This window comes from Arthrobacter sp. 4R501 (genome assembly GCF_002929755.1).
GTDB lineage: Bacteria > Actinomycetota > Actinomycetes > Actinomycetales > Micrococcaceae > Arthrobacter.
This window is the reverse complement of the sequence record NZ_PJIW01000015.1, coordinates 92529-118816: the sequence shown is the minus strand read 5'-3', so window position 1 is coordinate 118816 and position 26288 is coordinate 92529. Positions and strand designations below refer to the sequence as shown.

The window sequence follows — 26288 nt, the reverse complement described above, 5'->3', positions numbered from 1 at the left end:
CAGGACAAGTACTTCCCGCCCGTCGGCCGCATCGACGGCGCCGGCGGAGACCGCAACCTGATCTGCTCCTGCCCGCCGCTGTCCGAGTTCGAAGACTAGGAAGCAGGCGCAGAGAGTCCGGGTCCGGCAGACCGGAGTTTACACGCGTGCTGCTCCCCACCGGCTCCCTAGCCTCGCAAGCTCGGCCAGGGAACCCTGCCGGTGTGGGCCCAGAGCATTCAGAGGATGCCGGGGACCTGCCGCCCCCACCCGATCAGGCTTTAGACTTGTGGCTACATGTCCGCACGTAACTACGAGTACAGAACCGCGCACAAACCCCTGAGATTGGACACGGCCCCCTTGCGAGAATTCACCGCCCGCTTTGCCACAGCGGAGGAAATTGAGAACTGGGACAAGCACGTCACGGCCAACCCGAACGGCGGCAACATGCTGCAGTCCGCTGCCTACGCGTCCGTGAAAAACGGCAGCGGCTGGACCGCCCGCTTCCTGGTCCTGGAGTCTGCCGGGACCGCCAGCTACAACCTGGTGCTGGAGAAGAAATTCCCGGTGCTGGGCCGCCTGTGGTACCTGATCAAAGGTCCTGACCTGGGTGCCGTCGAGGACCTGAAGCCGGTCTTGGACGCGTGCGCTGCATTCGCCCGGAGCCGGAAGCTCAATGTCTTCGCCATCAAGATTGAACCGGACATCGTGTCCACCCCGGAAGCCCGGGCACAGTTCGCCGCCGCCGGCCTGGTGAAGGCCCCGAACATCCAGTCCAATGACTCCACGGCGCTCCTGGACATCGCGGCACCGGAGAACCAGGTGTTTCGGTCCATCTCCTCCCGCGCCCGCAACGCGATCCGCCGGGCAGAACGCGAAGGCTGCACCGTGGTGCAGCAGGAGCCAGGCCCGGAAACGTACCGGGCGCTGTATGACCTGATGGCAGACACGGTGAACGCCAAGGGTTCCATGCCGTTGCGCAGCCTCGAGTACTACACCCAGTTCTGGGACGAATTCTGCACGCGCGGACAGGGCAGCTTCTTCTTCGTTTACGAAGACGGCAAACCCAGTGTGGGCGCCTTTGTGATCAACTACGGATCCAAGGCAACCTACAAGGACGGCGGCTCCACCCAGAACAGGAAGCAGTACGGCGATTCGCACCTGGTCCAGTGGCAGGCCATCCGAAGAATGCAGGAACTCGGCTGCACCGAGTACGACTTCTGCGGCACGCCGCCCTCTGGCCTGATCAAGGACAAGACCCACCACCTGTACGGCATGGGCATGTTCAAAACGAGCTTCACCAAGACGGTGACTGACTTCGTCGGCTGCCACGACTACGTGCTGTCGCCCGTCAGGCACACCCTGTGGGTCAAGGGCGCGGAACGGGTCTTCCGCCGGCTTGAAACCGCACGCACCGGCCAGCAGTTCTACTGACCGCCCACCAGCCACTCTCACCATCCACACCACGAAGGCCAGCGCCTGCCCCAGTCGGCAGCCCAGCCATAGATGAGGTTATTTCCGTGAATCCAACCAAGGCCGGAGCCGGACTCGAGCTCAGCGTCCTCAGCGATGCCGAGTTTGAGTCCTTCTCCCTCAAGCATCCGCAAAACAACTTCATCCAGTCCGCTGACTTCACCCGTTTCCAGCGCGCCCGCGGTCAGTCAGTGGAGCTGTTCGGTGTAAGGCGCGACGGCGACCTGGTCGCCGCCGGGAAACTGAACTTCACCACCAACCGCTGGGGCTACAAGGTGTGCGAGTGCGCCAAGGGACCCCTCCTGGACTACACGGACGCCGCACTGGTGCGTGACGTCGTCGGACTCCTCAAGGAACGCGCCACGGAACGCAAGGCCGCCGAACTCCGGATTTCCCCGAACCTGACGTACATCGCCCGCGATGCCGACGGCGCCGAACACCCCGAGATCGTGGACAACAGGCCGCTCGTGGCGGAACTGTCGGGCCTTGGTTTTGAACACCAGGGCTCCGACATGAACTTCGCCAACGTGAACTGGATGTTCATCAAGCAGCTCGACGGCATCGCGGACGCCGAGGAACTCATCATGGGTACCAGCTACCGGACACGGAAGGCCATCCGGAAGGCTGAAAAGAACGGTGTGTTCCTGGAGCAGGCCACGTTGGAGACCCTTGACGAGTTCTACGACGCGCTGAGCACAGCCGGGGACGAGAAGGGTTTCTTCTACCGCGAACGCGAATACTACGAACAGCTCCTGCGGACCACCTCGGCCGAGTTCACCAAACTTATGATGGCCAAGATCGACATCCCCGCGTACCGGAAGTCCATCACCGAACGCCTGGAAGCGGAATCCGGGTCCGCAGCCGAACTCCGCCGTGAAGTCGAAGAGACCGGCAGCAAAAAGAAAGCCAACCGGCTCAAAGTTGTCCAGGACCTCGTGGACAGCTACGAGCGCAGCCTCAAGGACATCGAGCGGTTCCCGGACTCGGTGGGTGTGGCTACAGTGGCCGCCATCCACTTCGTCTGCTTCGGCGACGAGGTGGTCTGCGTTATCGGCGGCACCAAGCAGGACTACATCTACTTCAACGGCGCCACGTCCCTGTACTGGGGAATGATGCTGCACGGGCTGGACAAGGGCTACTCGCGCTACAACTTCTACGGCACCTTCGGCATCCAGGGTCAGGATGAAGAAGGCCACGGCGGCTACGAGTTCAAGAAGGGCTTCGGCGGCGATGTGGTCCAGCTGCTGGGTGACTTCGTGATGCCCGTGCGGCCGGTAGCCTTCCAGGCCAACCGCGTGGTCCGCGCGGCCATCGCCGCGGCCCGCACGCTGCTGGGCAAACTTCCACTGAAACGCCAGGCCTAGCACCAATCCACGAACTGCCAGAAAGGGAGGAGCACCAAGGTGAACGATCGACCTGAAAACCCAAGGCGCAGGCCTCCCACCGACGGCCTGCCCAACACAGAGCCGCTCACCCCCTCCCAGCTCCGCCAGGATGCCGCGGCCAAGCGGATGCTGCGGCGCCTGGTGCGGGGGGAGAACCCGCCGACGGCGCCACTGAGCATTGTGGACAGGCTCGCCGGAAGCCCCTACGCCAACCCCATGATCCAGGTGGGAGGCGTGGACACGTCCGCACGCAAGACCCTGGACTTTTCCCTGCACCTGGCCGAGACCATGTTCCGGTACGGGGCCGGCGCCCTGGAAGTGGAGACGAGCATTATTGCCGTCACCGCGGCGCTGGGGCTGAAAAACATCGAAGTGGACATCACCAACCAGTCGGTGGCCATTAACTATGCGCCCAAGGACCAGACGCCCATCGCGCTGCTTCGCGTGGTGCGGTCATGGACAAACAACTATGCCGGGCTGGCCAAAGTACACCGGCTGGTGACGGACATCGTGGCCGGGGGAGTGGGCCGCGATGAAGCCATCCGCAGGCTGGACGAGGCCATCACCAGCCCCAAACCGTTTCCACGCTGGATGGTCACTGTTGCCTTCGGCGTGTTCGCCGCAGTCTTTGTGGGCGTACTCGGCGGAGGTCCGGTCTCCTCGGGCATCGCCTTTGTTGCCAACATCGGCGTCAGCCTGCTCGCCCGCCAGTTGGGCCGGTGGAGGGTTCCGGACTTCTTCACGACGGCGGCATGCTCCTTCGGTGTTACGCTCACCGCGTTGCTGCTGTGGCGCTTTGAGCTCACTAACGCACCGGCGATTGTGGTGGTGGGCGGCATCCTCCTGCTCCTGCCCACCGGACGCCTCGTCTCGTCGGTCCAGGACGCCATCAACGGGTTCCCCGTGACCGCCGCGGGCCGGTTCCTGTCCACCCTGCTGACGTTCGGCGCGATTGTGGCCGGGATCGCGGTGGCCTTTGTGATGGGTTCGATGACCGGGATGCAGCCGATCAGTGTCACGGAGACGTTCCCGCCTGCCTACGACCTCTGGGTCCTGGTGATCCTTATCGCCGTGGCAGTGATGGCCATCGGCGTGACGGAGCAGACCTCGTGGGAACTGCTGCTGCCCACCGCAGCCGTGGGCGTGGTGGGTTATTTTGTCCTGCTTGGCGCTGCTTCCCTGGGCGTCGGTGACCGGTTCTCCCCGGCGGTCGCGGCCGTTGTGATTGGACTATTGGCGCGGGTGGTGGCGCTGAAAATGGGTGCTCCCCAGCTGGTGGTGGCCGTCCCGGCGGCCCTGATCCTGCTTCCTGGACTGACCATCTTCCGCTCGATGTATGTGCTGACCATCGAGGAATCCGAAGTCCTGCTGGGAGCTGGCGGCATGCTCAACGCCGGCGCGATCGTCCTGGGAACAGCCGCCGGCATTGTCCTCGGCGACACCCTGGCCCGGCCGTTGACACGCAGCCTAGCCAGCAACGAACGCCGCCGCGCCCGGCGGCGCTAGGTACAGCTCAGATCTCCCTGCTCAGATTTGCCCTGCTTAGATCTTCCCCACGGGCAGTTTCTTCTCGGCCTGGAAGTCGTCCTCCACGCGGCCCTGGGCCCAGTAGCCGGACAGCGAAACCTGGCTCCGTTCCAGGCCGCGCTGGACGAAAAACACGTCCCGCAGCCGCTTCATGTAGCCGCGCTCGCCATGGGCAAAAACGTCAACGCGGCCAGTGGGCCATTCGGCGTCGGCCACCGCTGAGACGAGGAGGTCCCCGGCGCCGGCCGGCGCGCCCTGGCGGCGTAGCCAGGTCACCTTAACGCCCGCCGGGGACGCAAGGGGCTGGATGTTGGCGTCGCTGTCCACCTCGATAAACGCCAGGCCGGCCGCTTCAGCCGGCAACGATTCGATGGCGGCGGCGATCGCAGGAAGTGCTGCTTCATCGCCGGCAAAGAGATACCAGTCAGCGCCAGGCGCCGGGTTATAGGCGCCGCCCGGGCCGGTGAAGGTGAAGGCGTCCCCCGGCTTGGCGGCAGCCGCCCATGGTCCGGCCAGCCCTTCGTCGCCGTGGATCACAAAGTCGATGGCGAGTTCCTGGGCCTCGGTGTCCACCCAGCGGACCGTGTAGGTGCGGGTGAAGGGCCACTGCTCGCGGGGCATGGTTTCGCGGATGGTCCACAGGTCCAGGGGCTGGGCATAGTCAACGCCGGGCTGCGGGAAGACGATTTTGACGTAGCGGTCCACGAAGCTGTTGTTCACGTAGGCGGCAAAACCCTTGCCGCCGGCCACGATCCTGACCATGTGGGGCGAGAGTTCTTCCCGTCGGATGACCGTGAGATCGATCTGCGGACGTGTATTCTTTGTGGCGCTGGTGGCAGCCGGAACTGTGCTCATAAGGTAACCCTAAGCTAAGGGACCGGAGGGAGTTCCCAGGTTACGCCAGGGCATCCCTGGTCCTGCAGCAGTTGGTTGATGGTGCTGAAGGGCCGGGAGCCGAAGAATCCGCGCGACGCCGACAACGGGCTGGGGTGGGCGCTGGACACGACCGCCGCCCCGGGCAGGAGGGGCCGGACGCTCTCCGCGTCCTTGCCCCACAGCACCGCCACCAGCGGCGACGGCCCGCCGTCGGAAGTGCGCCGGCTGGCCACCGCGGTGACTGCCGCCGTCGTGATGGCCTCCCAGCCTTTGCCCCGGTGGGAGCCGGCTGCCCCGGCGCGGACGCTCATGACCCGGTTAAGCAGCAGGACCCCCTGGCTGGCCCAGGCGGACAGGTCGCCGTGGACGCGCGCCGGAAGGCCGAGGTCGGACTCCAGCTCACGGTAGATATTCGCCAGGCTCCGCGGGATGGGGCGGGTCCGCCCGTCAACGGCAAAGGACAGGCCGATCGCGTGGCCCGGCGTCGGGTAGGGGTCCTGGCCCACTACGAGGACCTTCACGCCGGCCAGCGGCTGCCGGAAGGCGCGCAGAACGTTCGACGGCGCCGGCAGCACCCGGTGCCCCGCGGCAACTTCGGCGGCCAGGAAGCCCAGGACGCCGCGCAGCTCACTCTCTACGGGGCCCAGCGCCTCCGCCCAGTCGGCAGCCATCAGCTCACTGAGCGGCAAGGCGGCCATCTCGGCAAAGCCAACGGCCTCCGCCGGGTCCGCCGTCAGTTCGAACAGCGCGTCAGATTCAAACACGCTCCCATTCTCGCAGGGTTGCCGGACGCTCCGGCCGGGGCGCAAATGACAACAGTGTTATTCACGCCGTAGCATGGGGAGGAGATTTTGTAACTTGACCGGTGATTCAGCGAGACCAGCGAAGGGGTGTGCCGTGGCGGAACCTGCTCGGGAACATATGCCGGAGCCGGAGGAGCGCGGTTCTTTGCTGGCTGACTTTACCCTCCGTGACTCCCCGTTGAGCGAGCGCGACCAGCAGATGCTGGCACTCGAGCGGCAGTGGTGGAAGTACGCCGGGGCCAAGGAACAGGCCATCAGGGAGCTGTTCGATCTGTCCGCAACGCACTACTACCAGCTGCTCAACGCCCTCATCGACACCGAGGCTGCACTGGCCCACGACCCCATGCTGGTCAAGAGATTGCGTAGACTACGTACGTCGCGTCACCGGGCACGCACTGCACGACGCCTGGGTTCCGACGCCTGACCACGCTCGTGCTGAGCCATCAGCAGCAATCAACAAGGACGTCTCCCCATCATGACCAAATACGCTCGGGATGAATTCGACAAGGTTCCGGAGTCCGCCTCACGGCAAGGCGTCCACCGTGCGGCCTCGGCGCCTGCCCGCCGCAAGCTGTGGCCCATCCTCGCGGTGGGGATTGTGGCATTGGCCATTGGAGTGGTGTCCTTCCTGATCCTTCCCAAGCTCGGGTTCACCCAGGCCGGCAGTGATGCCTCCACCAGCCTGGAATCGGCCGCGGCCCCCGAGGCAAGCGCGGCACCGTCGGCCACCGCTGAAGCCTCCACGGACCCGAAGCCCTCTAATAGCCCTGACGCCGAGCCCGGCGCTTCGCCCAGTAACATTCCCTCCGCGGTTGTGCTGGACAAGACCCAGGGCGTGGCCATCTACAACGCCGCCGGTAAGGCCGGGCTCGCCGGACGCATCAGCTCTATGGTCCAGGCCGATGGCTGGACGCTGGGTCAGGTGGGGAACTGGGGCGGCGCTCCGCAGCAGACATCCGCAATCTTCTATTCAGGACCGGCGCAGAAGGCCAACGCCGAAGCACTCTCCGAACTCCTGAACATCCCTACTCTGGTGGAGAGCCAGGACTTCCAGGTGCCGTTGGTTGTTGTCCTGGGGCCGGGCTACCAGTAGCGTCTCGCGGTCACGCCTGAGTAACTTTTGGGCCCCGGAGCGGCCGTGTGGTTCGGCCCGCCGGATGGCTTGTCGCTAGAGTGATTTCAGGCTTCGGTCCGTAACAAGCGGCACACTTCCGACGGGGACCGACGGCACGACGGAAAAGAGTGAACATCATGGCATTGGGAACGGTTAAGTGGTTCAACGCCGAAAAGGGCTACGGCTTTATTACGGTGGACGGCTCCGGGGACGATGTCTTTGTGCACTGGTCGGCCATTGAGGGCGAAGGTTACCGGGCCCTGGATGAGGGACAGCGCGTGGAGCTTGAAGTCGGTGAAGGCGAGAAGGGCCCGCAGGCAGAAAACGTCCGGCCCGCGCAGTGATCTACCGCAGCTTGCGTTCAACAATCGTCCGCACAATCACAGGGGCGGCCCTCCTGCTGGCACTGGCCGGCTGTGCCGGAGCCGGCGGCGGCGCCCGCGTTGAATCCGCTGAAGCATCCGGTGACGGCACGCTGCGGATCGGGCTGATCCAGGACAGCACAGGGAAGCAGGCCTTCCTCAACGACTCGCAGCTCGCGGCGGCCCAACTGGCAATCAAGGAAATCAATGCGGCCGGCGGCCACAAGGGCAGGCCTGTGGATCTGGTGGTGGGCGCCGGTGATGGCGCCGGCGCCCAGGCCAGGAATCTGGCCTCAGCCAAGGTTGACGCGGTCATTGGACCCACGGATTCGAGTCACGCCGCCGCTGCCATCGACGTCCTCTCGGCTGCCCGGGTCCCGCTAGTCTCGCCTGCAAACTCCGCTGCCCGCCTGTCCCGCTACAAGAGCGGCGGCTATTACTTCAGGACCGCCGCGGCGGACGTTGCCCAGGCATCGGTGCTGGTGAAGCTGGCCAAGGACGGCGGCGCCAAGAGCCTTGCCGTGGTCCACCAGGACTCTAGCTACGGAAGGGACGTAGCTGCCGCGGTGACCGGCGCCGCCAAGAACGCCGGCCTGGAAACTGTCTCAAACACCGCCTTCAAGCCCGGCGACGCCGGGAACGCCGCAGCTGCTGCCAAGGCCGCCACTCCTGACGCTGTAGTGCTGATCGCCAGGGACGACGCCCAGGGCGCCATCGCCGAGCTCAATAACGCGGGCCTTTCGGGCAAGAGCATCATCCTGAGCGACGGCGCCTTCGCCCAGTACGGTTCGGGACTTGGATCCAAGGCGCTCGACGGCGCGCGTGCAGTGGTGCCGGGCCTGTTGCCGTCTGCGGACTTCCAAGCCCGTCTTGTGTCGGTCAACCCTGCCCTGAAAGACCTTTCGTTCGCCGCGGAGACCTACGACGCCGTGAACCTGGCGGTCCTGGCGGCAGCGAAGGCTGACGACGATGCCGGCCGCTCCATCGCCGCCAACCTGATCGCCGTCTCCGGCGGGACAGCAGGCGGGCAGGCCGCCGCGCAGGCCTCGGGCCCGGCCACCAAGCCGTGCCTGTCCTACACCGACTGCCTCGCGGTCCTGAAGACCGGGGCAGGCATTAATTACGACGGCGAATCGGGGCCAGTTGCCTTCGACGCCAACGGTGACATCACCACGGCCAACTACATGGTTTTCACCTACGGCGCAGACAACAGGGCAGTTCTCAGCGGCCATGAGGCGGCAGGCCGGGCCGCAGGCTGATCGCCGATGGCGAACGGGCCGCCCTGACAGGGCGATTTGGGGGACCTTTCGCTTGCACTCTCACCTAGGGAGTGCTAATTATTGAGTTAGCACTCCTACGTACCGACTGCTAAAGCAACGTCCGGTTTGTCCGGCATCGAGGCTTGGCGGCGGTCGTGGAGCGAGAGAAATACCTAGCTGGAGTGAGATCCCCAGCCGCGGCATACAGAGGCCGCCGGTGAAGGATCGTCCGTCGCGGGCACTGCAGTGAGGTTCATTCTTAACGACTGTCCCGAAAGGACTACTGCCGTTATGGCCAAGATCATTGCATTTGATGAAGAGGCACGCCGCGGTCTTGAGCGGGGCCTGAACATCCTCGCCGACGCCGTCAAGGTCACCCTCGGCCCGCGTGGACGCAACGTCGTCCTCGAAAAGAAGTGGGGCGCCCCCACGATCACCAACGATGGTGTTTCCATCGCCAAGGAGATCGAGCTGGACGACCCTTACGAAAAGATCGGCGCCGAGCTGGTCAAGGAAGTTGCCAAGAAGACGGACGACGTCGCTGGCGACGGCACCACCACGGCTACCGTGCTCGCGCAGGCCCTGGTCAAGGAAGGCTTGCGCAACGTCGCGGCCGGCGCTGACCCGCTGTCCCTCAAGCGCGGTATCGAGAAGGCCGTAGCGGCCGTCACGGTTGAGCTGCTGGCCTCTGCCAAGGAAATCGAAACCAAGGAAGAGATTGCGGCTACTGCCTCCATCTCCGCCGGTGACGACGAAATTGGCGCCCTGATCGCTGAAGCCCTGGACAAGGTGGGCAAAGAAGGCGTCATCACCGTCGAGGAGTCCAACACCTTCGGCCTGGAGCTCGAGCTCACCGAAGGCATGCGCTTCGACAAGGGTTACATCTCCGCTTACTTCGTTACCGATACCGAGCGCCAGGAAACGGTCCTTGAGGACCCGTACATCCTGATCGTCAACTCCAAGATCTCCAACGTCAAGGAACTGGTTGCTGTCCTGGAAAAGGTCATGCAGTCCAACAAGCCGCTGCTGATCATTGCCGAGGACATCGAGGGCGAGGCCCTGGCCACCCTGATCGTCAACAAGATCCGTGGCACTTTCAAGTCCGTTGCCGTCAAGGCTCCGGGCTTCGGTGACCGCCGCAAGGCCCAGCTGGCCGACATCGCTGTACTCACCGGTGGCCAGGTCATCGCCGAGGAAGTCGGACTCAAGCTGGAGACCGCCGGACTGGAACTCCTGGGACGCGCCCGCAAGGTTGTTGTCACCAAGGACGAGACCACCATCGTGGAAGGTGCCGGCGACGCCGACCAGATCGCTGGCCGCGTTTCCCAGATCCGTGCCGAGATCGAAAACTCCGATTCGGACTACGACCGCGAGAAGCTGCAGGAACGCCTGGCCAAGCTGGCCGGCGGCGTTGCAGTCATCAAGGCCGGTGCCGCAACCGAGGTTGAGCTCAAGGAACGCAAGCACCGCATTGAGGACGCTGTCCGCAACGCGAAGGCTGCTGTTGAAGAAGGCATCGTCGCCGGTGGCGGCGTTGCGCTGATCCAGGCCGGCGCCAAGGCGTTCGCGAACCTGAACCTGACCGGTGACGAAGCAACGGGTGCGAACATCGTCCGCGTTGCCATCGACGCCCCGCTGAAGCAGATCGCCTTCAACGCCGGCCTCGAGCCTGGCGTCGTTGTCGACAAGGTCCGCGGCCTGCCTGCAGGCCACGGCCTGAACGCAGCAACCGGCGAATACGTCGACCTGCTGGCTGCCGGCATCAACGACCCCGTCAAGGTAACCCGCTCTGCCCTGCAGAACGCGGCTTCCATTGCCGGTCTGTTCCTCACCACCGAGGCCGTTGTGGCCGACAAGCCGGAGAAGAACGCTCCGGCCATGGGTGGCGGCGACGACATGGGCGGCATGGGCGGCTTCTAGTCCCCATTTCCCCCAAGTAAGACGCACGACGGCGGTCCTCACCAAACGGTGGGGGCCGCCGCCGGTGTTAACGCCTCCCGGGGACTATGCGTTGCTCTATCACTCTTGGTCCCTTCGAAGGCCCGTTGGCAACCAGGACTGATAGAGCATCTGGGGCGGGCCGGTGGCCGTGGCCTGTCACCGAAATCTGGCAGGATGGTTAGGTGACAATTACTGCAGCGGCCGACGGTTCGGCTCTAGGAAATCCCGGCCCGGCCGGTTGGGCCTGGTATGTGAACGACGACTGCTGGCGCGCCGGGGGATGGCCGCACGGCACCAACAACCAGGGCGAGTTGATGGCCGTCCTGGATCTGTTCCGTGCCACCGCCCACGTCCCGGAGGAGGACCTGAGGGTCCTGTGCGACAGCCAGTACGTGATCAACTCCATCACAAAGTGGATGCCGGGCTGGAAACGCAAGGGCTGGCGGAAGGCCGACGGCAAACCCGTCCTGAACGTTGAGCTGCTCAAGGAACTTGACCGGGAAATCGCCGGCCGGAAATACACGTTCGAATGGGTCAAGGGCCACGCAGGCCACGACCTCAATGAGGCAGCCGATGTCCGCGCGCGTGCAGCCGCCACAGCATACCAGCAGGGTGTGGCAGCGCGTTCAGGCCCGGGCTTCGCGGGAGCCCCGGCAGCGGTTGGCCCAGCAGCTGATAGCCGGGTTGCCGTCAGCCCTGGGGCAGGCGCCGCACTGACCAGCCCCGGCGCCGCCACTGCAGCCAGCCTTCAGGCCGCCACCACAGCCGGCGGTGCTGGCTCCGACGGTCAGGGCTCGTACAGCCAGGACCTTTTCAACCAAGGCCCCTACGAGGAGCCGGACCTCTTCAGTGAGCTGGAGAGCGACTCCTTCATTCCGTCGGAGTCCGCCGGGGCCGAGATGAGCCCCGAAGCGATCGTCGAGGCCCTCGAACGCGAGTTGTCGGGCCCCGACATCCGTGGCGACATCGGCCGCACCGGCGTCCTCCTGCACCCTGACTTTATGGAGATTGGAACCTCGGGCAGGGTATGGACCCGGGACGCCACGATGATGGCATTGGAAGAGGAACCGGGGCAGCACACTGAACTGGAGATCCTGGGTGCGGACCGCATCGGCACCAGCGCGATCCTGCTGACGTGCCGAAGCTACTCGCGCTCAGGCACGGCTCTCCATAGCTCACTGTGGGTCTTGGACGGCAACAGATGGCGGCTCCGATTCCGCCAGGGGACGCCGGAGGCGTAGAAGCCATTTCGGCCGCGGACTCAGCTGAAGCGCTGCGTGTTGCCCTGCTCGGCCTGGGCGTAGGTGGACGCTGCTGATGCCAGGGCCATGTTGATGGATGCCAGGGATGTCTCCACCTTGCCCTGGGTGAGTGTCCACTCGGTCACCAGGGCCTGGAAGTTGTTGGCAGCCGAGCCCCGCCAGGTGGACTGCAGTTCGTCCAGGCCGCGCTTCATGGCCTGGACGTCCGCGCTGATCCGGTCCACGGTTGCTTTGACGGTGGCCGACTTCAGCTGAAGGAGTTCGGTGTCGACGGAAATGATGCTCATGGCTTGCTGCCTCTCGAAGTAGTGGGACAGCATGTGCTGCCCGCCCGGCTGCTCCGGGCCACTACTGCGAGCCTACGGACGGGCACTGCCCGCACGCCACGCTCCATGGCTATATGTGGATAACCTTGCCATCTCCGCGGCCTCCGTCCAGGGGATCGCCATCCTGCGTGGCCGCTGCGCCCGGGTGGGCTTCCCCCAGGTGGTCATCGCCGGCGTGAGCCTCATCGGTGGCGTCGTCCCGGACGGGCAGGCTGACCACCAGCGTGGCCCCGCCGCCGTCGGTCTTTTCCACCCTGACGGACCCGCCGTGCGATCCCACGATGGCCGCGACAATCGCGAGCCCCAGGCCGCTGCCGCCGGTCTCGCGCGTCCGGGACGTGTCCGCGCGGTAGAAACGCTCGAACACCTTGGACGCGTCCTCCTCGGAGATGCCAGGGCCGTGGTCACGGACCTCGATCACGGCGAGCGGCTGCCCGCCGTCGGAGGTCCGGACCCCGACGGCTAGTTCGATCGGGCTGCCGTCCGGGGTGTAGCGCAGGGCGTTCCCCATGAGGTTCCCCACCACCTGCCGCAGTTTTGCTTCGTCACCGAGCACCGGCGCGGGGGCGGCCGGATCGTCACCAAGGCCGGTCAGGGAGATGGGGCGCGAGCGGTCGCTTGCTTGCGTGTCCACCACCGCATCGTGGGCAATCAGCTGCAGGTCCACGGGCTTTTGCTGGAGCGGGCGCTGTTCGTCCAGGCGCGCCAGCAGGAGGAGGTCCTCCACCATAGAGCCCATCCGTTTGGCTTCGCTTTCGATCCGCCCCATGGCCGTGGCCACGTCCTCGTCGGTGGCCAGCGCGCCATGGCGGTAGAGCTCGGAGAAACCCCTGATGGTCACGAGCGGGGTACGCAGCTCGTGGGAGGCGTCGGCCGCGAACCGGCGCATTCTGCCTTCGGAGGCTGTCCGGGCGGCGAAGGCAGTCTCGATATGCGCCAGCATGGCGTTCAGCGAGCTGCCGAGCCGCCCCACTTCAGTGCCGGGATTTTCGACGTCCACACGCCTGGAAAGGTCGCCCGCGGCGATGGCGGCTGCGGTCTTTTCCACCTTGGCCAGAGGACGGAATGACCGGGATACGGTCCAGCTGGCGATCAGGGAGGCCAGCAGAAGGGTGAGCAGGCCGACGCCGGTGACCACCAGGGTGGCGTGCTTGAGTACGTCATCCACGCTTTGCAGCGGCAAGCCTATGACAACGACGGCGGGACGGCCGACATAGAGCACGGTCACCGCGACCACCCGCCAGTTCTGGCCGTCGGTGCCCCTGACCTGGTACGGGCGGGTGCCCCGGTTTTGGGCGTCCTCAACGGAGATGGTTGCGATGTCGGGGTGGTCATCCGGATCGCCGCCCAACAGCTGGGGGTTCTCACCAGGGGTGTAAAGGATCAGCGAGTAGTCAGTGGGGACCATCGGGTTGGTGGGTGCCTGCAGCTGGGTGAACGAGCGCTGCTTGCTGGCGAGGTCGACGGCGGCGTACAGCTTGTCATCCACCTGCGCCTGGAGGTAGCTGTGCAGCAGCGTGAGGGTGCCGGCGCCGGTTGAGGTCAGCGCAACAATCAGCAGTGCCATGATCATGGCCACCAGCTGGGACCTCAACGAGGCCGATTTCCACCGCTGCAGCAAGGTCAGCGCTTCTCTGCCGTCCGGAGCACGTAGCCGACTCCGCGTTTGGTCTGGATCAGTGCCGGTGCGTCCGGATCAATGTCCACCTTGCGCCGGAGGTAGGAGATGTAGGACTCCACGATCGAGGCGTCGCCGTTGAAGTTGTACTCCCAGACGTGGTCCAGGATCTGGGATTTCGACAGCACCCGGTTGGGGTTCAGCATGAGGTACCGGAGGAGCTTGAATTCCGTGGGGGACAGTTCGATCACGGTGCCGCCGCGGCGCACTTCGTGGGCGTCGTCGTCGAGCTCCAGGTCGTCCACCCGGATCACGGCGTCGTCGTCGAGTAGGGGCTGCGTGCGGCGCAGGACGGCACGGATGCGGGCCACCACCTCGTCCAGGCTGAACGGCTTGGTGACATAGTCATCCCCGCCTACTGTGAGGCCGGTGACCTTGTCCTCGGTGTCGTCCTTCGCCGTGAGGAACAGGACCGGGAAGTGCTTGCCCGAAGCCCTCAGCTTGCGGGTGACGGTGAAGCCGTCCATGTCCGGCAGCATCACGTCCAGTACCGCCAGATCGGGCGCGTGGAGCTCGGCGGCGGCCAGCGCGTCACGGCCGTTGGCGGCAGAGACCACCTCGAAGCCTGCGAACCGGAGCGAGGTGGACAGCAGCTCGCGGATGTTGGGTTCGTCATCAACAACTAGCAGCTTGGCTTCTGGGCCGGTCTTCTTCATGTTCCCATCATGCTCCCAGAATCTGTGAGTTTTCTGGATGGATGGTGGGTGTTCCATGGGGAGCCCCCGGGGCGTGACCATCCCCATCGCCGGACAGGAACACCGGGTGACCGTCAGGCGGCGCCGACGTCCTTGGCATCCATGATCCGGTAGGCATATCCCTGCTCTGCCAGGAAGCGCTGCCGCTTGGCCGCGAAATCCTGGTCCAGGGTGTCCCGGGCCACCAGCGAGTAGAAGCGGGCCGCCCGGCCGTCCTTCTTGGGGCGGAGCAACCGGCCCAGCCGCTGGGCTTCCTCCTGCCGCGACCCAAAGGAACCGGAGACCTGGATGGCCACCGAGGCCTCGGGCAGGTCGATGGAGAAGTTGGCCACCTTGGAAACCACCAGCGTGTTCACGTCGCCGGCCCGGAATGCATCGAAGAGCTTCTGCCGTTCCTTGACGGACGTATCGCCCTTGATGACGGGAGCCTGCAGGCGCTCGCCGATCTCGTCCAGCTGGTCAATGTATTGCCCGATCACCAGCAGCTGCTCGCCCTGGTGCCGGGCCACCAGCTGTTCCACGATCAGGGTCTTGGACTCGGACGTGGCGCACAGCCGGTACTTGTCCGCGTCCTCGGCCATGGCATAGGCCACGCGTTCGTCCCGGGGCAGGTCAATGCGGACCTCCACACAGTCCGCGGGGGCGATATAGCCCTGGGCTTCGATGTCCTTCCAGGGCGCGTCGTACCGTTTGGGCCCAATGAGGCTGAAGACCTCGCCTTCGCGGCCGTCCTCGCGGACCAGGGTGGCGGTGAGGCCCAGCCGGCGGCGGGCCTGCAGGTCCGCGGTCATCCGGAAGATCGGCGCCGGCAGGAGGTGCACTTCGTCATAGATGATCAGGCCCCAGTCGTGGCCGTCCACCAGCTCCAGGTGCGGGTACAGGCCGCCGCGTTTGGTGGTGAGGACCTGGTACGTGGCGATGGTGACCGGGCGGACCTCTTTGACCGCGCCCGAGTACTCGCCGATTTCGTCCTCCGTCAGGGACGTCCGCTTGAGCAGCTCGTCCTTCCACTGCCGGGCCGCCACCGTGTTCGTGACCAGGATGAGGGTTGTGGTGGAGCTCGTGGCCATGGCTGCGGCACCCACCAGCGTCTTCCCGGCCCCGCAGGGCAGCACCACCACGCCGCTGCCGCCGGCCCAGAAATTCTCGGTGGCGAGCTGCTGGTACGGGCGGAGCTTCCAGCCGTTCTCGTTCAGGGCGATCAGGTGAGGTGTGCCGTCCACGTAGCCAGCCAGATCCTCCGCCGGCCACCCGATTTTCAGGAGCAGCTGCTTGAGCTGGCCGCGCTGTGAGGAGTGGACCACAATGGTTTCGCCGTCGATCCGCGGCCCCAGCAGGGGCTGGATCTTTTTGGCCCGGATGACCTCCTCCAACACCGGGTAGTCGTCCGTGCGCATCACCAGGCCGTGCTGCGGGTCCTTCTCCAGCCGCAGCCGCCCGTACCGGGACATGGTCTCTTCGACGTCGATCAGCAGCGAATGCGGCACGGGGAACCGCGAGTATTTGAGCAGCGTGTCCAGGACCTTCTCGGCGTCCAGGCCGGCGGCGCGTGCGTTCCACAGGCCCAGGGGCGTCAGCCGGTAGCTGTGCATGTGCTCCGGGGCCCGTTCCAGTTCGGCGAAGGGGGCGATGGCGTGGCGCGCTTCGGTGGCCAGTTCGTGGTCCACCTCGAGCAGGATGGTCTTGTCACTTTGGACGATCAGCGGGCCGTCGTTCACGCGGGGCAGTCCTTCACTGGCGCAGTTCTTCCGCGGCCTCAATGTCGATAATGCGGTGGATGGAGAGCACACGCTCGGTTTCCTTGACAGGATCAAAGACCCTGACGCGTCCGCCGTTTACTGAGAGGGGAACAACTGTTTCAAGGCAGGGATTCCCCTGGCTGTCCACCACGTTCATGCTCACGCGCTGCTTGAGCCGGATAGCCCGTTGCAGCGTCTCCAGCCCAAGCTGGGTCGCAGCTTCGCCGGAACCAGCCACGGGGCCTGCGTGGTTTCCGGAGGCTTCAGCCCGCCTGTTCCGCAGGACGGCCAGCTGCGCGGCGACGTCGTCCTCTGCGGGTGCGGTCCGCGGCGCCGTGTAGATGGGGCGGGCGCTGCCGTGAACATTGTTAGTGCGGCGGAGCCGGACCACGCCGGGCTCGGCCTGGTCCACCGACGGCGAGAGGCCCAGTCCGCGCAGGACCTGGGCTGTCTCCCGCGGCGGAGCGGTGGAGATCAGGACCGTCGGCGCAATGCGGGCCAGCCCCAGGCCGGCCGCTTTGGACTCCGCCGCCAGCTCCAGCACGGTTGCCTCATCATCGCTTTGGATAAAGCTGGCGGCCATTCCCACCCGGAGCCGGCCGTGCCGGGACGCGGTGTCCTCCACCAGGTATTCCAAGGGCTGGGGCACGGCCGTGGCCGAATGCTCACGCAGGAACTCCAGCAGGCTCGAGGCGTCATGCCCGGCGTCCAGCGCCCGCCGGACCGAGTTGGCAGAGAACCGGTAGATAGTGGCGGGCCCGTGCCCCTCGGCGTCGGCCATCACCAGTAGTTTTTCGGCCAGCTCCGGAGCCAGGTAGCCCGGGGCAACTGCGGTCAGGTCCGCCTGAAGCAGGACGTGGTTCAGTGCCGCAGGCAGATGCTCGCCCAGGATGCCCAAGGCCTCGTCAGGGTTGTCTTCGGCAATGGCGCTGCCCAGCTGGCTCAACGCACCGGAGCCGATCAGTCCGAGCAGCTCCGCTTCCGCGAGCACACCCCTGATCAGGGAACTGAACCGGCGGGCCATCCGCGGCTGCGTCCATTCAGCCCGCTGGAGGACGGCCGCAGCATCCAGGACCGGTGCCGTGCCGTCCGCAGCGGCAGCCTCCTGGGTGAGTTCCTCCAGGATTTCCAGGATCCTCTTCCTGACCACGGGGGCGTCCGGCCGCTGCGCCTCTGCCGAAAGGGCATTAACGGTGTTCCCGGCCAGGGCACGGTGTGCGGCGGGAACGCCGCCCGGGCCGTTAGCGGGCTGACCCACCAGTGAAGGCACACGCTCGCTCGCGAGCCAGGCATTGACCAGCCACAGCCACTGCTCCTGGCGGGGGAGGGCCAGCCACTCCAGCTGCGGGGGCTGCACCCAGGAGGATGAGTCGACGTCAAGGCGCAACAGGCCGGAGAGGGCGCTGATCTCCAGCAGGAGGCCGGCCCGGTGCTGGTCGATGCGCAGTGTCTCGGCCAGCCGTTTCATTTCCCGGACGCCTACGCCGCCGCTGCGCAGTGTGGCCAGAGGCTGTTCGCGGACGGCGTGGAGGAGATCACCCACCAGCCGGAGGGTTTCAGCGATGGCGCCCAGCGCCGCGTTCCGACGAAGCGCAGCGGTGGTGGTGCCCAGCTCCGGAACCGGCGGGGAAAGGGAGAAGTCATTGATGATGGCACCGCCGCGAAGGGACAGCCCCACGCTGTGCGGCAGTTCCACGTGCGCGGCGTCCAGGGGGACCAGCAGGCCACGGGCCAGGAGCCAGTCCACGGGCCCGACGTCGGCGCCCTGGGTCGAGACCGAGGCTTTCCGTTGCGCCTGGGGGACGGCACCCATGGCCCAGTTGCGGAATTTGGCGAGCAGCGCCGTCGTGCGTTCCGGGGCTCCAGCCAAAGCCTCGCCGAGTGCCTCGGGCGAGGATGTCCAATGCTGCAGCGCGAGGGCGGCCTCCATGGGGGTGGTGGCGTTCTGGATGGAGACGCCGCTGCGGCGCAGCTCGGCAACGAGCTGGACTGCCCGCTGGGCAAACGCGGGCTGGAGCCTTACCAGCTCGGTGTAGCTCCGCCCCAGCCCCGCAGGATAGATTCCCACCACGTCCTTGAGGCTTCCCACCGGCAGGTAGTAGCGCTGGCGGTGGCCCGAAACCGCCGTTCCATGCGGCGGCTCTGCCCGGTGCACCAAAGCCAGTTCCTCGAGCGAGGCCAGGATGCGTTCCAGCGCCGCCACCGTGGACCCTGCAATGAGTTTCCGGACGCCCGCCGCCGAGGCGCTGTGTTCGGTGTCCGTGTTGGTACACAGATGCAGCGTTTCCAGCACCTGCATCTGTGGCCTGTTAAGCCGCTCGAGCGCGCGCTGGACGCTGACCCGCGCACTTGCCCGCGCGGCCAGGGCGGAAAAGTCAGGAACGGCGGGGGACATAAGGTCCGGCCGCGCTGCAAAGAGCGCCCGCAACGAGTCATCGCTGCGTGCTTCCAGTTCTTTGCTGAGCGCGCGAATAAGGGACATCAGTCCAACGTTACCGCCCGCCGGACTTTCCTGCCCGGCGCCGGCCCGCCACGCTGTCCAGCACCAGGAAAAGCATCAGCAGGAACGCCACAGGCAACCCGTACAGGGCAGTGGCAGTGACCCAGGCCGGAGCAGCGGAGCCTGCGAAGGCCAGTGCCATGACGGCTCCCACCGCTACGAGGGAAAGCATGGCAACAACCGCTGCGCAGATCATCAGTGGGCGCCGGTATCGCGAGGGTGTCATGCAGGCAACGCTAACAGCCGGTCGGCCGGTGGTGGCGCCACAGGCGGCCGTGCGCGGCGGGCACACAGCCGCAGGCAGGCGGCAGGACGAAGGGTGCGTGAAAGCAGGATTCCGGCCCCCGGCAGGATAACCTTGAAGAACAGACCAACACGGTCCGTCGCTGTCATACCCTGAACCCGCACATCAGTGCGGATGCGGTGACTGCCGGCCGTGTCAGAAGACGTCAGAACGAAGAAGGTTGATTACGTGCCTACCGGCAAGGTCAAGTGGTATGACAAGGAAAAAGGTTTCGGATTCCTCGCAGGCGAGGACGGCCAGGAAGTCTTCCTGCCCAAATCATCGCTGCCCGAAGGCATCACGGAACTGAAGGCCGGCACCCGGGTTGAGTTCGGCGTTGCCGACGGCCGCAAGGGTGCACAGGCCCTGGGCCTGCGCGTCCTGGACAAGACGCCGTCCATCGCCAAGGCCAAGCGGCCCAGCGCCCGGGACCTCGCGCCGCTGGTCCAGGACCTCGTCAGCGTGCTGGACAACCTCTCCGGAACCCTGTCCGCGGGCAAGTACCCGGAAGGCAACAAGGGCAAAGCCATCGCGGCTGCCCTGCGCAAGGTTGCCGACGAGCTGGACGTTTAGGTCTTGGCCATGAACGCGGACGCTGAACAGCCGGACACCACAACAGCGGAGAAAGTAGGCGCCAAAGCCGAGGCCAAGCGCCGCGCAGGCGTGCCCGTGTGGCGCACCGGAAAGCCGGATGCCTTCCTCGCCGCTGCCGTTGGCGAGGCGCGAACCGCCATCGAAGGCATCGCGGCGGCGTCGGACATCGGTGCGCATTTGGCTGCCAAAAGTGAGGGCGACCGCCTGGTCACCCACCTCTTCGAATCAAGAATGGCCGGCTACCACGGCTGGCAGTGGTACGCGGTCCTGACCAGGAACTCCCGCTCCAAGGTGGTCACGGTCAGCGAGCTTGGCCTCCTGCCGTCGGAGGACTCCATCCTCTCCCCGGAGTGGGTGCCGTGGGCCGAGCGCGTCCGCCCCGAGGACGCACAGGCGGCAGAGGAAGACGAGCCGCGCGCAGCTGTTGCTTCGGCTGCGGAGCCAGACACTTCGCACGCCGAGGCTGACACTCCCGGGTCCGAGGACCGGGACGAAGGATCCGAAGACGACGACCCCGCCGGCGAGGCTGACTAAGCAGTTGCCAATGCGCAGGGTTGAGAACCAAGAAGGCCGGCACTGATGTCCACCTTCAAATCCCTGCATATCCTCAACTACCGGATCTGGTTCCTCGGCGCACTGGTTTCCAACATCGGAACCTGGATGCAGCGGACGGCCCAGGACTGGCTGGTGTTTGACCACCTCACCGATCACGACGCCGGGGCCATGGGGATCACCATGGCGCTGCAGTTGGGGCCGCAGCTCTTCCTCGCGCCGGTCGCCGGCCTCGTGGCGGACCGCTTCAGCCGCCGGCAGCTGCTGGTCATCACGCAGTCGCTGATGGCACTACTGAGCACCGGCCTGGGCATCCTGGTGGTGCTCGGCGCCGGCCAGCTGTGGCACGTCTACGGCTTCGCCCTGCTGCTGGGCATGGTCTCCGCCCTCGATGCCCCGGTACGGCAGACCTTCGTTTCTGAACTCGTGCGGGACGACTACCTGCCCAACGCCGTGGCCCTGAACAGCGCCTCCTTCAATGTCGCCCGGATGATCGGGCCCGCCGTGGCCGGCGTCCTCACCGTGGCGGTAGGTCCCGGCTGGGTGTTCCTGATCAACACCTGCACGTTCCTGGCCATGCTCCTGAGCCTGTGGAAGATCCCCGCCGCGTCACTGCGCCAGCTTCCCCTGGCAGCTCCGGGCAAGGGCCGGATCCGGGAGGGGCTGCGCTATGTGCGGTTCCGGCCGGACATTGTGGTGGTCCTGGTGGCCGTGTTCATCGTGGGAACACTCGGCCTTAACTTCGTGCTGTTCATCGCCGCGATGGTGGGCACGGAATTCGGGCTGGACGCCAGCGCGTTCGGGCTCATGAATTCCATCATGGCCATCGGTTCCGTGGCAGGCGCGCTGCTCGCCGCCGGCCGCGGCAAGCCCCGCTTGCGGATGATCTTCGGCGCGGCGGCTGCCTTTGGGGTGACCTCGGGACTGGCCGCGCTTGCCCCGGACTACTTCTGGTTCGGCGTGGCGCTGGTGCCGGTGGGCCTGTTCGCTATCACCATGATGACCAGTGCCAACGGCTACGTCCAGACCACCACCGATCCCGTGATGCGGGGCAGGGTCATGGCCCTGTACATGGCCATCTTTATGGGCGGCACACCCATCGGCGCCCCGTTGGTGGGATGGGTGGCCAACGTCGCCGGCCCCCGGTGGTCGCTTTCCGTTGCGGCCGCCTCCGGGATCATCGCCGCCGTGATCGGAATGATCTGGATCATTCGTGCCCAGCAGCTCCGGCTCACCTTCAACCGGCGCGCCCGCGGCCTGCGCTACTTCGGCGTCGTCTCCCACCTGGGCGGCCAACAACCGGGGGACAACGCAAACGGCGCCGCCCGGGACGAAAACCCGGACGACGCCGCCGGACACTGACAACTGGCGTCACCACAAAAACAGTGCGAACGGACACTTGGGCCCCGGTATCTGGGCCCCAAGTGTCCGTTCGCGCGGGTGCGCTACTTGCGCAGCTCGCCCACCACGTAGTCGATGCTTGCCAGCAGCGCGGAGACGTCGGCCGGCTCGATGGCCACAAATGTGGCGATCCGGAGCTGGTTGCGGCCCAGCTTGCGGTACGGCTCGGTGTCCACGATGCCGTTGGCGCGCAGGACCTTGGCGATCGCGGCGGCGTCGATCGAGTCGTCGAAGTCGATGGTGGCGATGACGTTGGAACGGTCCTCCGCTTTGGCCACAAACGGGGTCGCGTACTCGGAGGCCTCGGCCCAGGAGTAGATCCGGCCGGCGGAGTCAGCGGTGCGGGCGGACGCGAAGTCCAGGCCGCCGTTGGCGTTCAGCCACTGCACCTGCGCGTCGAGGGTCACCAGGGTGGAGAGCGACGGCGTGTTGTACGTCTGGTTCAGCTTGGAGTTGTCGATGGCAGTCTGGAGGTCCAGGAAATCGGGGATCCAGCGGCCGCTGGCCTTGACCCGGGCGGCGCGTTCCAGCGCGGCGGGGGAGAAGAGCCCCAGCCACAGGCCGCCGTCGGACGCGAAGTTCTTCTGCGGGGCGAAGTAGTAGACATCGGCCTCGGAGACGTCCACGTCCAGGCCGCCGGCTGCGGAGGTGGCGTCCACCAGGACCAGGGAACCGGCGTCGGCGCCCGCGACGCGCTTGACCGGAGCCGCGACACCCGTGGAGGTTTCGTTCTGCGGCCAGGCGTAGACATCCACGCCAGCCTCGGCGGCCGATACCGGGCGCGTGCCGGGCTCGGACTTGATGATGGAGGAGGCGTCCAGGAACGGGGCCTTGTTGGTGGCTGAGGCGAATTTGGAGCCGAACTCGCCGAAGGACAGGTGCTGGGCCTTCTTTTCCACCAGGCCGAAGCTGGCGACGTCCCAGAAAGCGGTGGAGCCACCGACGCCGAGGACCACTTCGTAGCCTTCGGGGGCGCGGAAGAACTGGCTGAGGCCTTCACGGACGGAGCCCACGAGGTTCTTGACCGGAGCCTGGCGGTGGGAGGTGCCCAGGATGGTCTTGGACGCCGCTGAGAGCGCTTCGAGCTGCTCCGGCCTGACCTTGGAGGGTCCTGCGCCGAATCGTCCATCCTTTGGCAGGAGGTCGGCGGGAATAGTGATGCTGGTTTCGCTCACGGGGGCTCCAATTTCGGCATGGACGTGGCTCACGTCCGGGCGGTGGGGTGGCCGGTAGTCGGCGGTGACTGCATAAGGACCTCCCTTATTCTGCCTGAACCCTCGATTGGGCGGGGAACCGGGGCCGTCATAGTCCGGCCAATGAGACTGTTTGTCTCCGCCCGGGCATTATCCAGACAAATTCAAAATAGGCTAAGCTTTTTAGCGGACCTCGCCGCTGAGCGGGACGCGATACGGTGGGACAACGCAAGGTACTGCGCTCGAGGAGCTGAGCTGGATGACGGATCTGATCGATACTACGGAGATGTATCTTCGGACCATTTTGGAGCTTGAGGAAGAGAACATCGTTGCTCTTCGCGCACGCATCGCCGAACGGCTGCGGCATTCCGGTCCCACGGTGTCCCAAACCATCGGCCGGATGGAACGCGACGGACTGGTCGTGGTCTCCGGGGACCGCCACCTGGAGCTCACGGAAGCCGGGCGGAAACGCGCTACGGAAGTGATGCGCAAGCACAGGCTCGCGGAACGGCTCCTGGCGGATGTGATTGGCCTGGACTGGGCCTATGTCCACGATGAAGCGTGCCGCTGGGAGCATGTGATGAGCGAACGCGTAGAGCAGCGCATCTACGAATTGCTCAACCACCCCACCGAGTCTCCGTACGGCAACCCCATCCCCGGGCTGGCCGCCCTGGGCGGGCCGGCGCCCGCGCTCCCAGACGCCGGTGTGATTAATCTCCTGGATGCGATGCAGGGCTACGGACCAGCGTCGAACGTGACAGTCAGCCGGCTGGCTGAGCCCATCCAGGTGGAACCTGAGCTGCTGGTCCAGTTGGATGAAGGCGGGATCAGGCCCGGTGCCACGGTGTCCCTGGAGCGCGTAGGGGAGTACATTTCGGTGCGCGTTCCGGGAATCGAAGGGGCGCTCGAGCTGCCCCCGGAAGTGGCATCCCACGTCTTCGTTTCCGTCAGCTGACGGGAAGGCGGTCCGCCGCGTGTGGCCGTTCCATAGCGCAGCGACGCAAGGTTCCGCAAAGATAACGGAATTGTTACTGTCCAAGTTAATCACCTATAGTTGAAACTCAGCGTCGATACAAAAGCGTTACCTGATCCGGAGCCGAGCTCTGCCAGCGGATCAGGTGCATCAGTCACCAACTGGCAGAGGCGGGGGAACCACAACCGGCAGTCGTAAGACTGCCTTGGGGTTAAGTCCGTCAGCAGCAAGCCTCTTCCAGCGAAGGATCCTCACGGGATATCTCTGCGCGAAGTGCTTGTCACGGCGGACCGGGTCTTTGAACTCTCTGACCCGAATCCGACAGCTAACTTCGCAGGCTACCCAGAGAGGAACATTCTTGACCACGCAATACTCCAGGGGCCGCCGTCGCGCGGTGGGTCCCGCCTCGGCGCCCAGAGTGGCCGAGGATTTCAGCGCGGAGAGGCCCCGCGACCCACAGCGGGAAGCCCGCCGCCGCCGGGGACCCTTCCGGCAGATGACGGATTTCGCCGCCGCCAGTGGCCTCGGCCAGAAGGCCGGCATCGCCTTGGCAGCAACAGGCCTGGCTCTCACTGTGACGGTTCCTGTGACCGGCCCCGTGATGGCCACTCCGGCACCCGGCCAGGCTGCGTTAGCCGTCTCCGCTGCTCCGCAGCCCGAAGTGACCGCCGAAGCCGCCGCCCAAATTGATTTCAGCCGCTCGTCCGTAGTGACCCAGGGTGATCCCGACGGCAAGCTGAAGCAGCTGTTGAGCGCCCAGTCCGCGGGATCCATTACCCGCGCCGCCTCTGCCGGAAGCCTTGGCCCGCCGCTGGCCCAGCTGGTTACGGCCTCACCCTTCGGGTTCCGGGTCAGTCCCATCACCGGCGGCTCCGGCGACTTTCACCGCGGCCAGGACTACGTGGCCCAGTGCGGAACCTCCGTCATGGCCGCTGCCAGCGGCACCGTGACCTTCGTTGGCTGGCACCAGTACGGCGGTGGCAACCGCGTGGTGGTGGATCACGGCAATGGCCTTGAAACCACCTACAACCACCTCTCCTCCGCCAGCGTCAAGGTAGGCCAGACGGTCAGCCGCGGCGACGTGGTTGCCCTCAGCGGCACCACGGGCGCGTCCACGGGCTGCCACCTCCACTTCGAGGTCCAGATCAATGGCGAAGTCGTTGACCCCACCGGCTGGCTCTGACCCAAATGATGGCCAACTCTCGAATCGCGGCGACGTGCCGTGACCTGAATGTGACATTGGCTCGGAACTCCTGTAACGTCTAAAGCGCGTCAACTTTTCCGAAGTTGACGTTCTTGAGTGGATTGCCTAGCTCTGCCACCGCTCAAGGTCCGTTCGCATGACATCGTCTGGCAGGGGCGGGGGAACCAATTTTGGTCTTCGATTCTGAAGGCCTTGGGGTTAAGTCGCAAAGCTTCCACTGTGAAGCAGCGCGGCCGGGTGACTCCCATCCGAATCCGACAGCTCACCTCGCAGGCATTGGGAGAGGCTACCTTCGTGTCTTCACGCCATACTTCTGCGCGTCACCGCGCACAACCGGTTCGCACTAATCCCTTGGGCTCCGTGTCCAAGGCCGTCAGTGCCAATGCCGGGACCGTAGGTCGCCAGGCTGCTGTGATCGCAGCTGCATCAGGTCTGATCCTGAGCATGGGGCTTCCGGCCAACGCCGCGGATTCCACCGCCGGCGTTTCCGCCTCTACCGAGTCCGGTTCCGCGCAGACGGCGCTTGCCGTAACTGCCGCGCCTACGGCTACCGTTTCCTTCGAACGCCCCGTCATCAAGACGACGCCGGCGCCGAAGGTTGAGACGGTCCGTGCGCAGTCCACGGCCTCCGAAACCGGGGCTCAGGGTGCTGCCGCAACCGAGGCCGCGGCCAGCAAGCTCGCTGACACTGTCTCCTCCGCCGACGCTTCGGGTCTGGCAGCACTTGCCTACACCGGTATCGGCAACCCCTACCTCTGGGGCGGCACCACTCCCAATGGCTGGGATTGCTCCGGTTTCACGCAGTGGGTCTACGCCCAGGCTGGCATCAGCATTCCCCGCACCAATGCCTGGACAGCCATGCGGCCCACGGCCACACCGGCCCCCGGTGACCTGGTCATGCAGAATGGCGGCGCCCACGTTGGCATTTACGTCGGCAACGGCATGATGATCAGCGCACTGAATCCGTCACAGGGCACGCTGCTCCACTCGGTGGCATCCACGGGCTCCTCCGCGTTCTTCACGATGGCCCCGTAGTTCCTGCAGTCCAGTAGTTCCTGCAGCCCTGCGCTGCCGGAACCGTTTCTTCACGAGAAACTCTTCGCTAAATCCCCGTTCGGGGCGTGCCGGCGTACCCCCAAGATGCCGGCGCGTCCAAAGCCCTTGGGCTG

Annotated in this window: 24 protein-coding genes and 2 riboswitches; of the genes, 15 read left to right on the top strand and 9 right to left on the bottom strand. The window is 65.7% G+C overall.

What is annotated here, in order from left to right; genetic code table 11:
* Positions 1 to 324: 324 nt before the first annotated feature.
* The 3 genes from CXR02_RS15765 to CXR02_RS15755 all read left to right on the top strand — a co-directional run bounded on the left by CXR02_RS15765 (position 325) and on the right by CXR02_RS15755 (position 4343).
* A complete protein-coding gene (locus CXR02_RS15765) occupies positions 325 to 1413 on the top strand; it encodes a peptidoglycan bridge formation glycyltransferase FemA/FemB family protein (RefSeq protein WP_258061022.1) in 1089 nt (362 codons plus the stop codon).
* Positions 1414 to 1499: 86 nt separating this feature from the next.
* On the top strand, positions 1500 to 2816 hold the full coding sequence (locus CXR02_RS15760; RefSeq protein WP_104062840.1) for a peptidoglycan bridge formation glycyltransferase FemA/FemB family protein: 1317 nt from the start codon (positions 1500 to 1502) through the stop codon (positions 2814 to 2816).
* A gap of 39 nt (positions 2817 to 2855) precedes the next feature.
* Complete coding sequence (locus CXR02_RS15755) at positions 2856 to 4343, top strand: threonine/serine exporter ThrE family protein (protein ID WP_104062839.1); 1488 nt, start codon at positions 2856 to 2858, stop codon at positions 4341 to 4343.
* A 36-nt stretch (positions 4344 to 4379) separates the two neighbouring features.
* Here CXR02_RS15755 and CXR02_RS15750 read toward each other — a convergent pair whose 3' ends face one another.
* Positions 4380 to 5219 (bottom strand): siderophore-interacting protein, encoded by an 840-nt coding sequence (locus CXR02_RS15750; RefSeq protein WP_104062838.1) that lies wholly within the window; start codon positions 5217 to 5219, stop codon positions 4380 to 4382.
* Positions 5220 to 5233: 14 nt separating this feature from the next.
* A complete protein-coding gene (locus tag CXR02_RS15745; RefSeq protein ID WP_058929988.1) occupies positions 5234 to 6004 on the bottom strand; it encodes a uracil-DNA glycosylase in 771 nt (256 codons plus the stop codon).
* A gap of 133 nt (positions 6005 to 6137) precedes the next feature.
* Between CXR02_RS15745 and CXR02_RS15740 the strand changes: the two genes are divergently transcribed.
* The 6 genes from CXR02_RS15740 to CXR02_RS15715 all read left to right on the top strand — a co-directional run bounded on the left by CXR02_RS15740 (position 6138) and on the right by CXR02_RS15715 (position 11960).
* Positions 6138 to 6467, top strand: a complete 330-nt coding sequence (locus CXR02_RS15740) for a DUF3263 domain-containing protein (protein ID WP_058929987.1) — start codon at positions 6138 to 6140, stop codon at positions 6465 to 6467.
* Positions 6468 to 6518: 51 nt separating this feature from the next.
* The gene (locus CXR02_RS15735) at positions 6519 to 7136 is read left to right on the top strand and encodes a LytR C-terminal domain-containing protein (protein ID WP_104062837.1); all 618 of its coding nucleotides are present in this window, start codon (positions 6519 to 6521) and stop codon (positions 7134 to 7136) included.
* A gap of 158 nt (positions 7137 to 7294) precedes the next feature.
* Entirely contained in the window at positions 7295 to 7501 is a 207-nt protein-coding gene (locus tag CXR02_RS15730; protein ID WP_141139551.1) for a cold-shock protein, read from the top strand.
* Positions 7502 to 7512: 11 nt separating this feature from the next.
* Complete coding sequence (locus CXR02_RS15725) at positions 7513 to 8778, top strand: ABC transporter substrate-binding protein (RefSeq protein WP_258061019.1); 1266 nt, start codon at positions 7513 to 7515, stop codon at positions 8776 to 8778.
* Between the two features lie 291 nt (positions 8779 to 9069).
* Positions 9070 to 10698 (top strand): chaperonin GroEL, encoded by a 1629-nt coding sequence (gene groL, locus CXR02_RS15720; protein WP_058929984.1) that lies wholly within the window; start codon positions 9070 to 9072, stop codon positions 10696 to 10698.
* A gap of 203 nt (positions 10699 to 10901) precedes the next feature.
* Positions 10902 to 11960, top strand: a complete 1059-nt coding sequence (locus CXR02_RS15715; RefSeq protein ID WP_104062834.1) for a ribonuclease HI family protein — start codon at positions 10902 to 10904, stop codon at positions 11958 to 11960.
* Between the two features lie 20 nt (positions 11961 to 11980).
* On the opposite strand, the gene CXR02_RS15710 is transcribed toward CXR02_RS15715, so the two are convergent.
* From CXR02_RS15710 to CXR02_RS15685, 6 genes are all read right to left on the bottom strand, one after another.
* Complete coding sequence (locus CXR02_RS15710) at positions 11981 to 12268, bottom strand: WXG100 family type VII secretion target (protein ID WP_104062850.1); 288 nt, start codon at positions 12266 to 12268, stop codon at positions 11981 to 11983.
* 109 nt (positions 12269 to 12377) lie between these two features.
* On the bottom strand, positions 12378 to 13928 hold the full coding sequence (locus CXR02_RS15705) for a HAMP domain-containing sensor histidine kinase (RefSeq protein ID WP_181037258.1): 1551 nt from the start codon (positions 13926 to 13928) through the stop codon (positions 12378 to 12380).
* A gap of 2 nt (positions 13929 to 13930) precedes the next feature.
* Complete coding sequence (locus CXR02_RS15700; RefSeq protein ID WP_058929981.1) at positions 13931 to 14641, bottom strand: response regulator transcription factor; 711 nt, start codon at positions 14639 to 14641, stop codon at positions 13931 to 13933.
* 113 nt (positions 14642 to 14754) lie between these two features.
* A complete protein-coding gene (locus CXR02_RS15695) occupies positions 14755 to 16398 on the bottom strand; it encodes a DNA repair helicase XPB (RefSeq protein ID WP_104062833.1) in 1644 nt (547 codons plus the stop codon).
* A gap of 13 nt (positions 16399 to 16411) precedes the next feature.
* Positions 16412 to 18901, bottom strand: coding sequence for a helicase-associated domain-containing protein (locus tag CXR02_RS15690; protein WP_104062832.1), 2490 nt, complete (start codon positions 18899 to 18901; stop codon positions 16412 to 16414).
* Positions 18902 to 18911: 10 nt separating this feature from the next.
* Complete coding sequence (locus CXR02_RS15685; RefSeq protein WP_058932785.1) at positions 18912 to 19145, bottom strand: hypothetical protein; 234 nt, start codon at positions 19143 to 19145, stop codon at positions 18912 to 18914.
* A 246-nt stretch (positions 19146 to 19391) separates the two neighbouring features.
* Here CXR02_RS15685 and CXR02_RS15680 point away from each other — a divergent pair, with 246 nt between their 5' ends.
* The 3 genes from CXR02_RS15680 to CXR02_RS15670 are packed head-to-tail and all read left to right on the top strand — an operon-like array spanning position 19392 to position 21710.
* Positions 19392 to 19775 carry a cold-shock protein gene (locus CXR02_RS15680; RefSeq protein ID WP_056347308.1) on the top strand — a complete coding sequence of 128 codons (384 nt, stop codon included), beginning with the start codon at positions 19392 to 19394 and terminating at the stop codon, positions 19773 to 19775.
* 9 nt (positions 19776 to 19784) lie between these two features.
* Positions 19785 to 20330: a DUF3027 domain-containing protein gene (locus tag CXR02_RS15675; protein WP_104062831.1), complete on the top strand. Its 546-nt coding sequence runs from the start codon at positions 19785 to 19787 to the stop codon at positions 20328 to 20330.
* 45 nt (positions 20331 to 20375) lie between these two features.
* Positions 20376 to 21710, top strand: coding sequence for an MFS transporter (locus tag CXR02_RS15670; RefSeq protein ID WP_104062830.1), 1335 nt, complete (start codon positions 20376 to 20378; stop codon positions 21708 to 21710).
* Positions 21711 to 21793: 83 nt separating this feature from the next.
* Here the strand turns inward: CXR02_RS15670 and serC are convergent, their stop codons facing one another.
* Entirely contained in the window at positions 21794 to 22924 is a 1131-nt protein-coding gene (gene serC / locus CXR02_RS15665) for a phosphoserine transaminase (protein WP_058929976.1), read from the bottom strand.
* Positions 22925 to 23201: 277 nt separating this feature from the next.
* Here serC and CXR02_RS15660 point away from each other — a divergent pair, with 277 nt between their 5' ends.
* The 3 genes from CXR02_RS15660 (at position 23202) to CXR02_RS15650 (ending at position 26154) form a co-directional block, all read left to right on the top strand.
* On the top strand, positions 23202 to 23897 hold the full coding sequence (locus CXR02_RS15660) for a metal-dependent transcriptional regulator (RefSeq protein WP_058929975.1): 696 nt from the start codon (positions 23202 to 23204) through the stop codon (positions 23895 to 23897).
* Positions 23898 to 24026: 129 nt separating this feature from the next.
* A riboswitch (cyclic di-AMP (ydaO/yuaA leader) is annotated at positions 24027 to 24270 on the top strand.
* A 3-nt stretch (positions 24271 to 24273) separates the two neighbouring features.
* Positions 24274 to 25098: a M23 family metallopeptidase gene (locus CXR02_RS15655; RefSeq protein WP_104062829.1), complete on the top strand. Its 825-nt coding sequence runs from the start codon at positions 24274 to 24276 to the stop codon at positions 25096 to 25098.
* Positions 25099 to 25246: 148 nt separating this feature from the next.
* Positions 25247 to 25409, top strand: a riboswitch (cyclic di-AMP (ydaO/yuaA leader).
* Between the two features lie 70 nt (positions 25410 to 25479).
* Positions 25480 to 26154, top strand: a complete 675-nt coding sequence (locus CXR02_RS15650) for a C40 family peptidase (protein ID WP_258061018.1) — start codon at positions 25480 to 25482, stop codon at positions 26152 to 26154.
* The last annotated feature ends 134 nt before the right edge of the window (positions 26155 to 26288 follow it).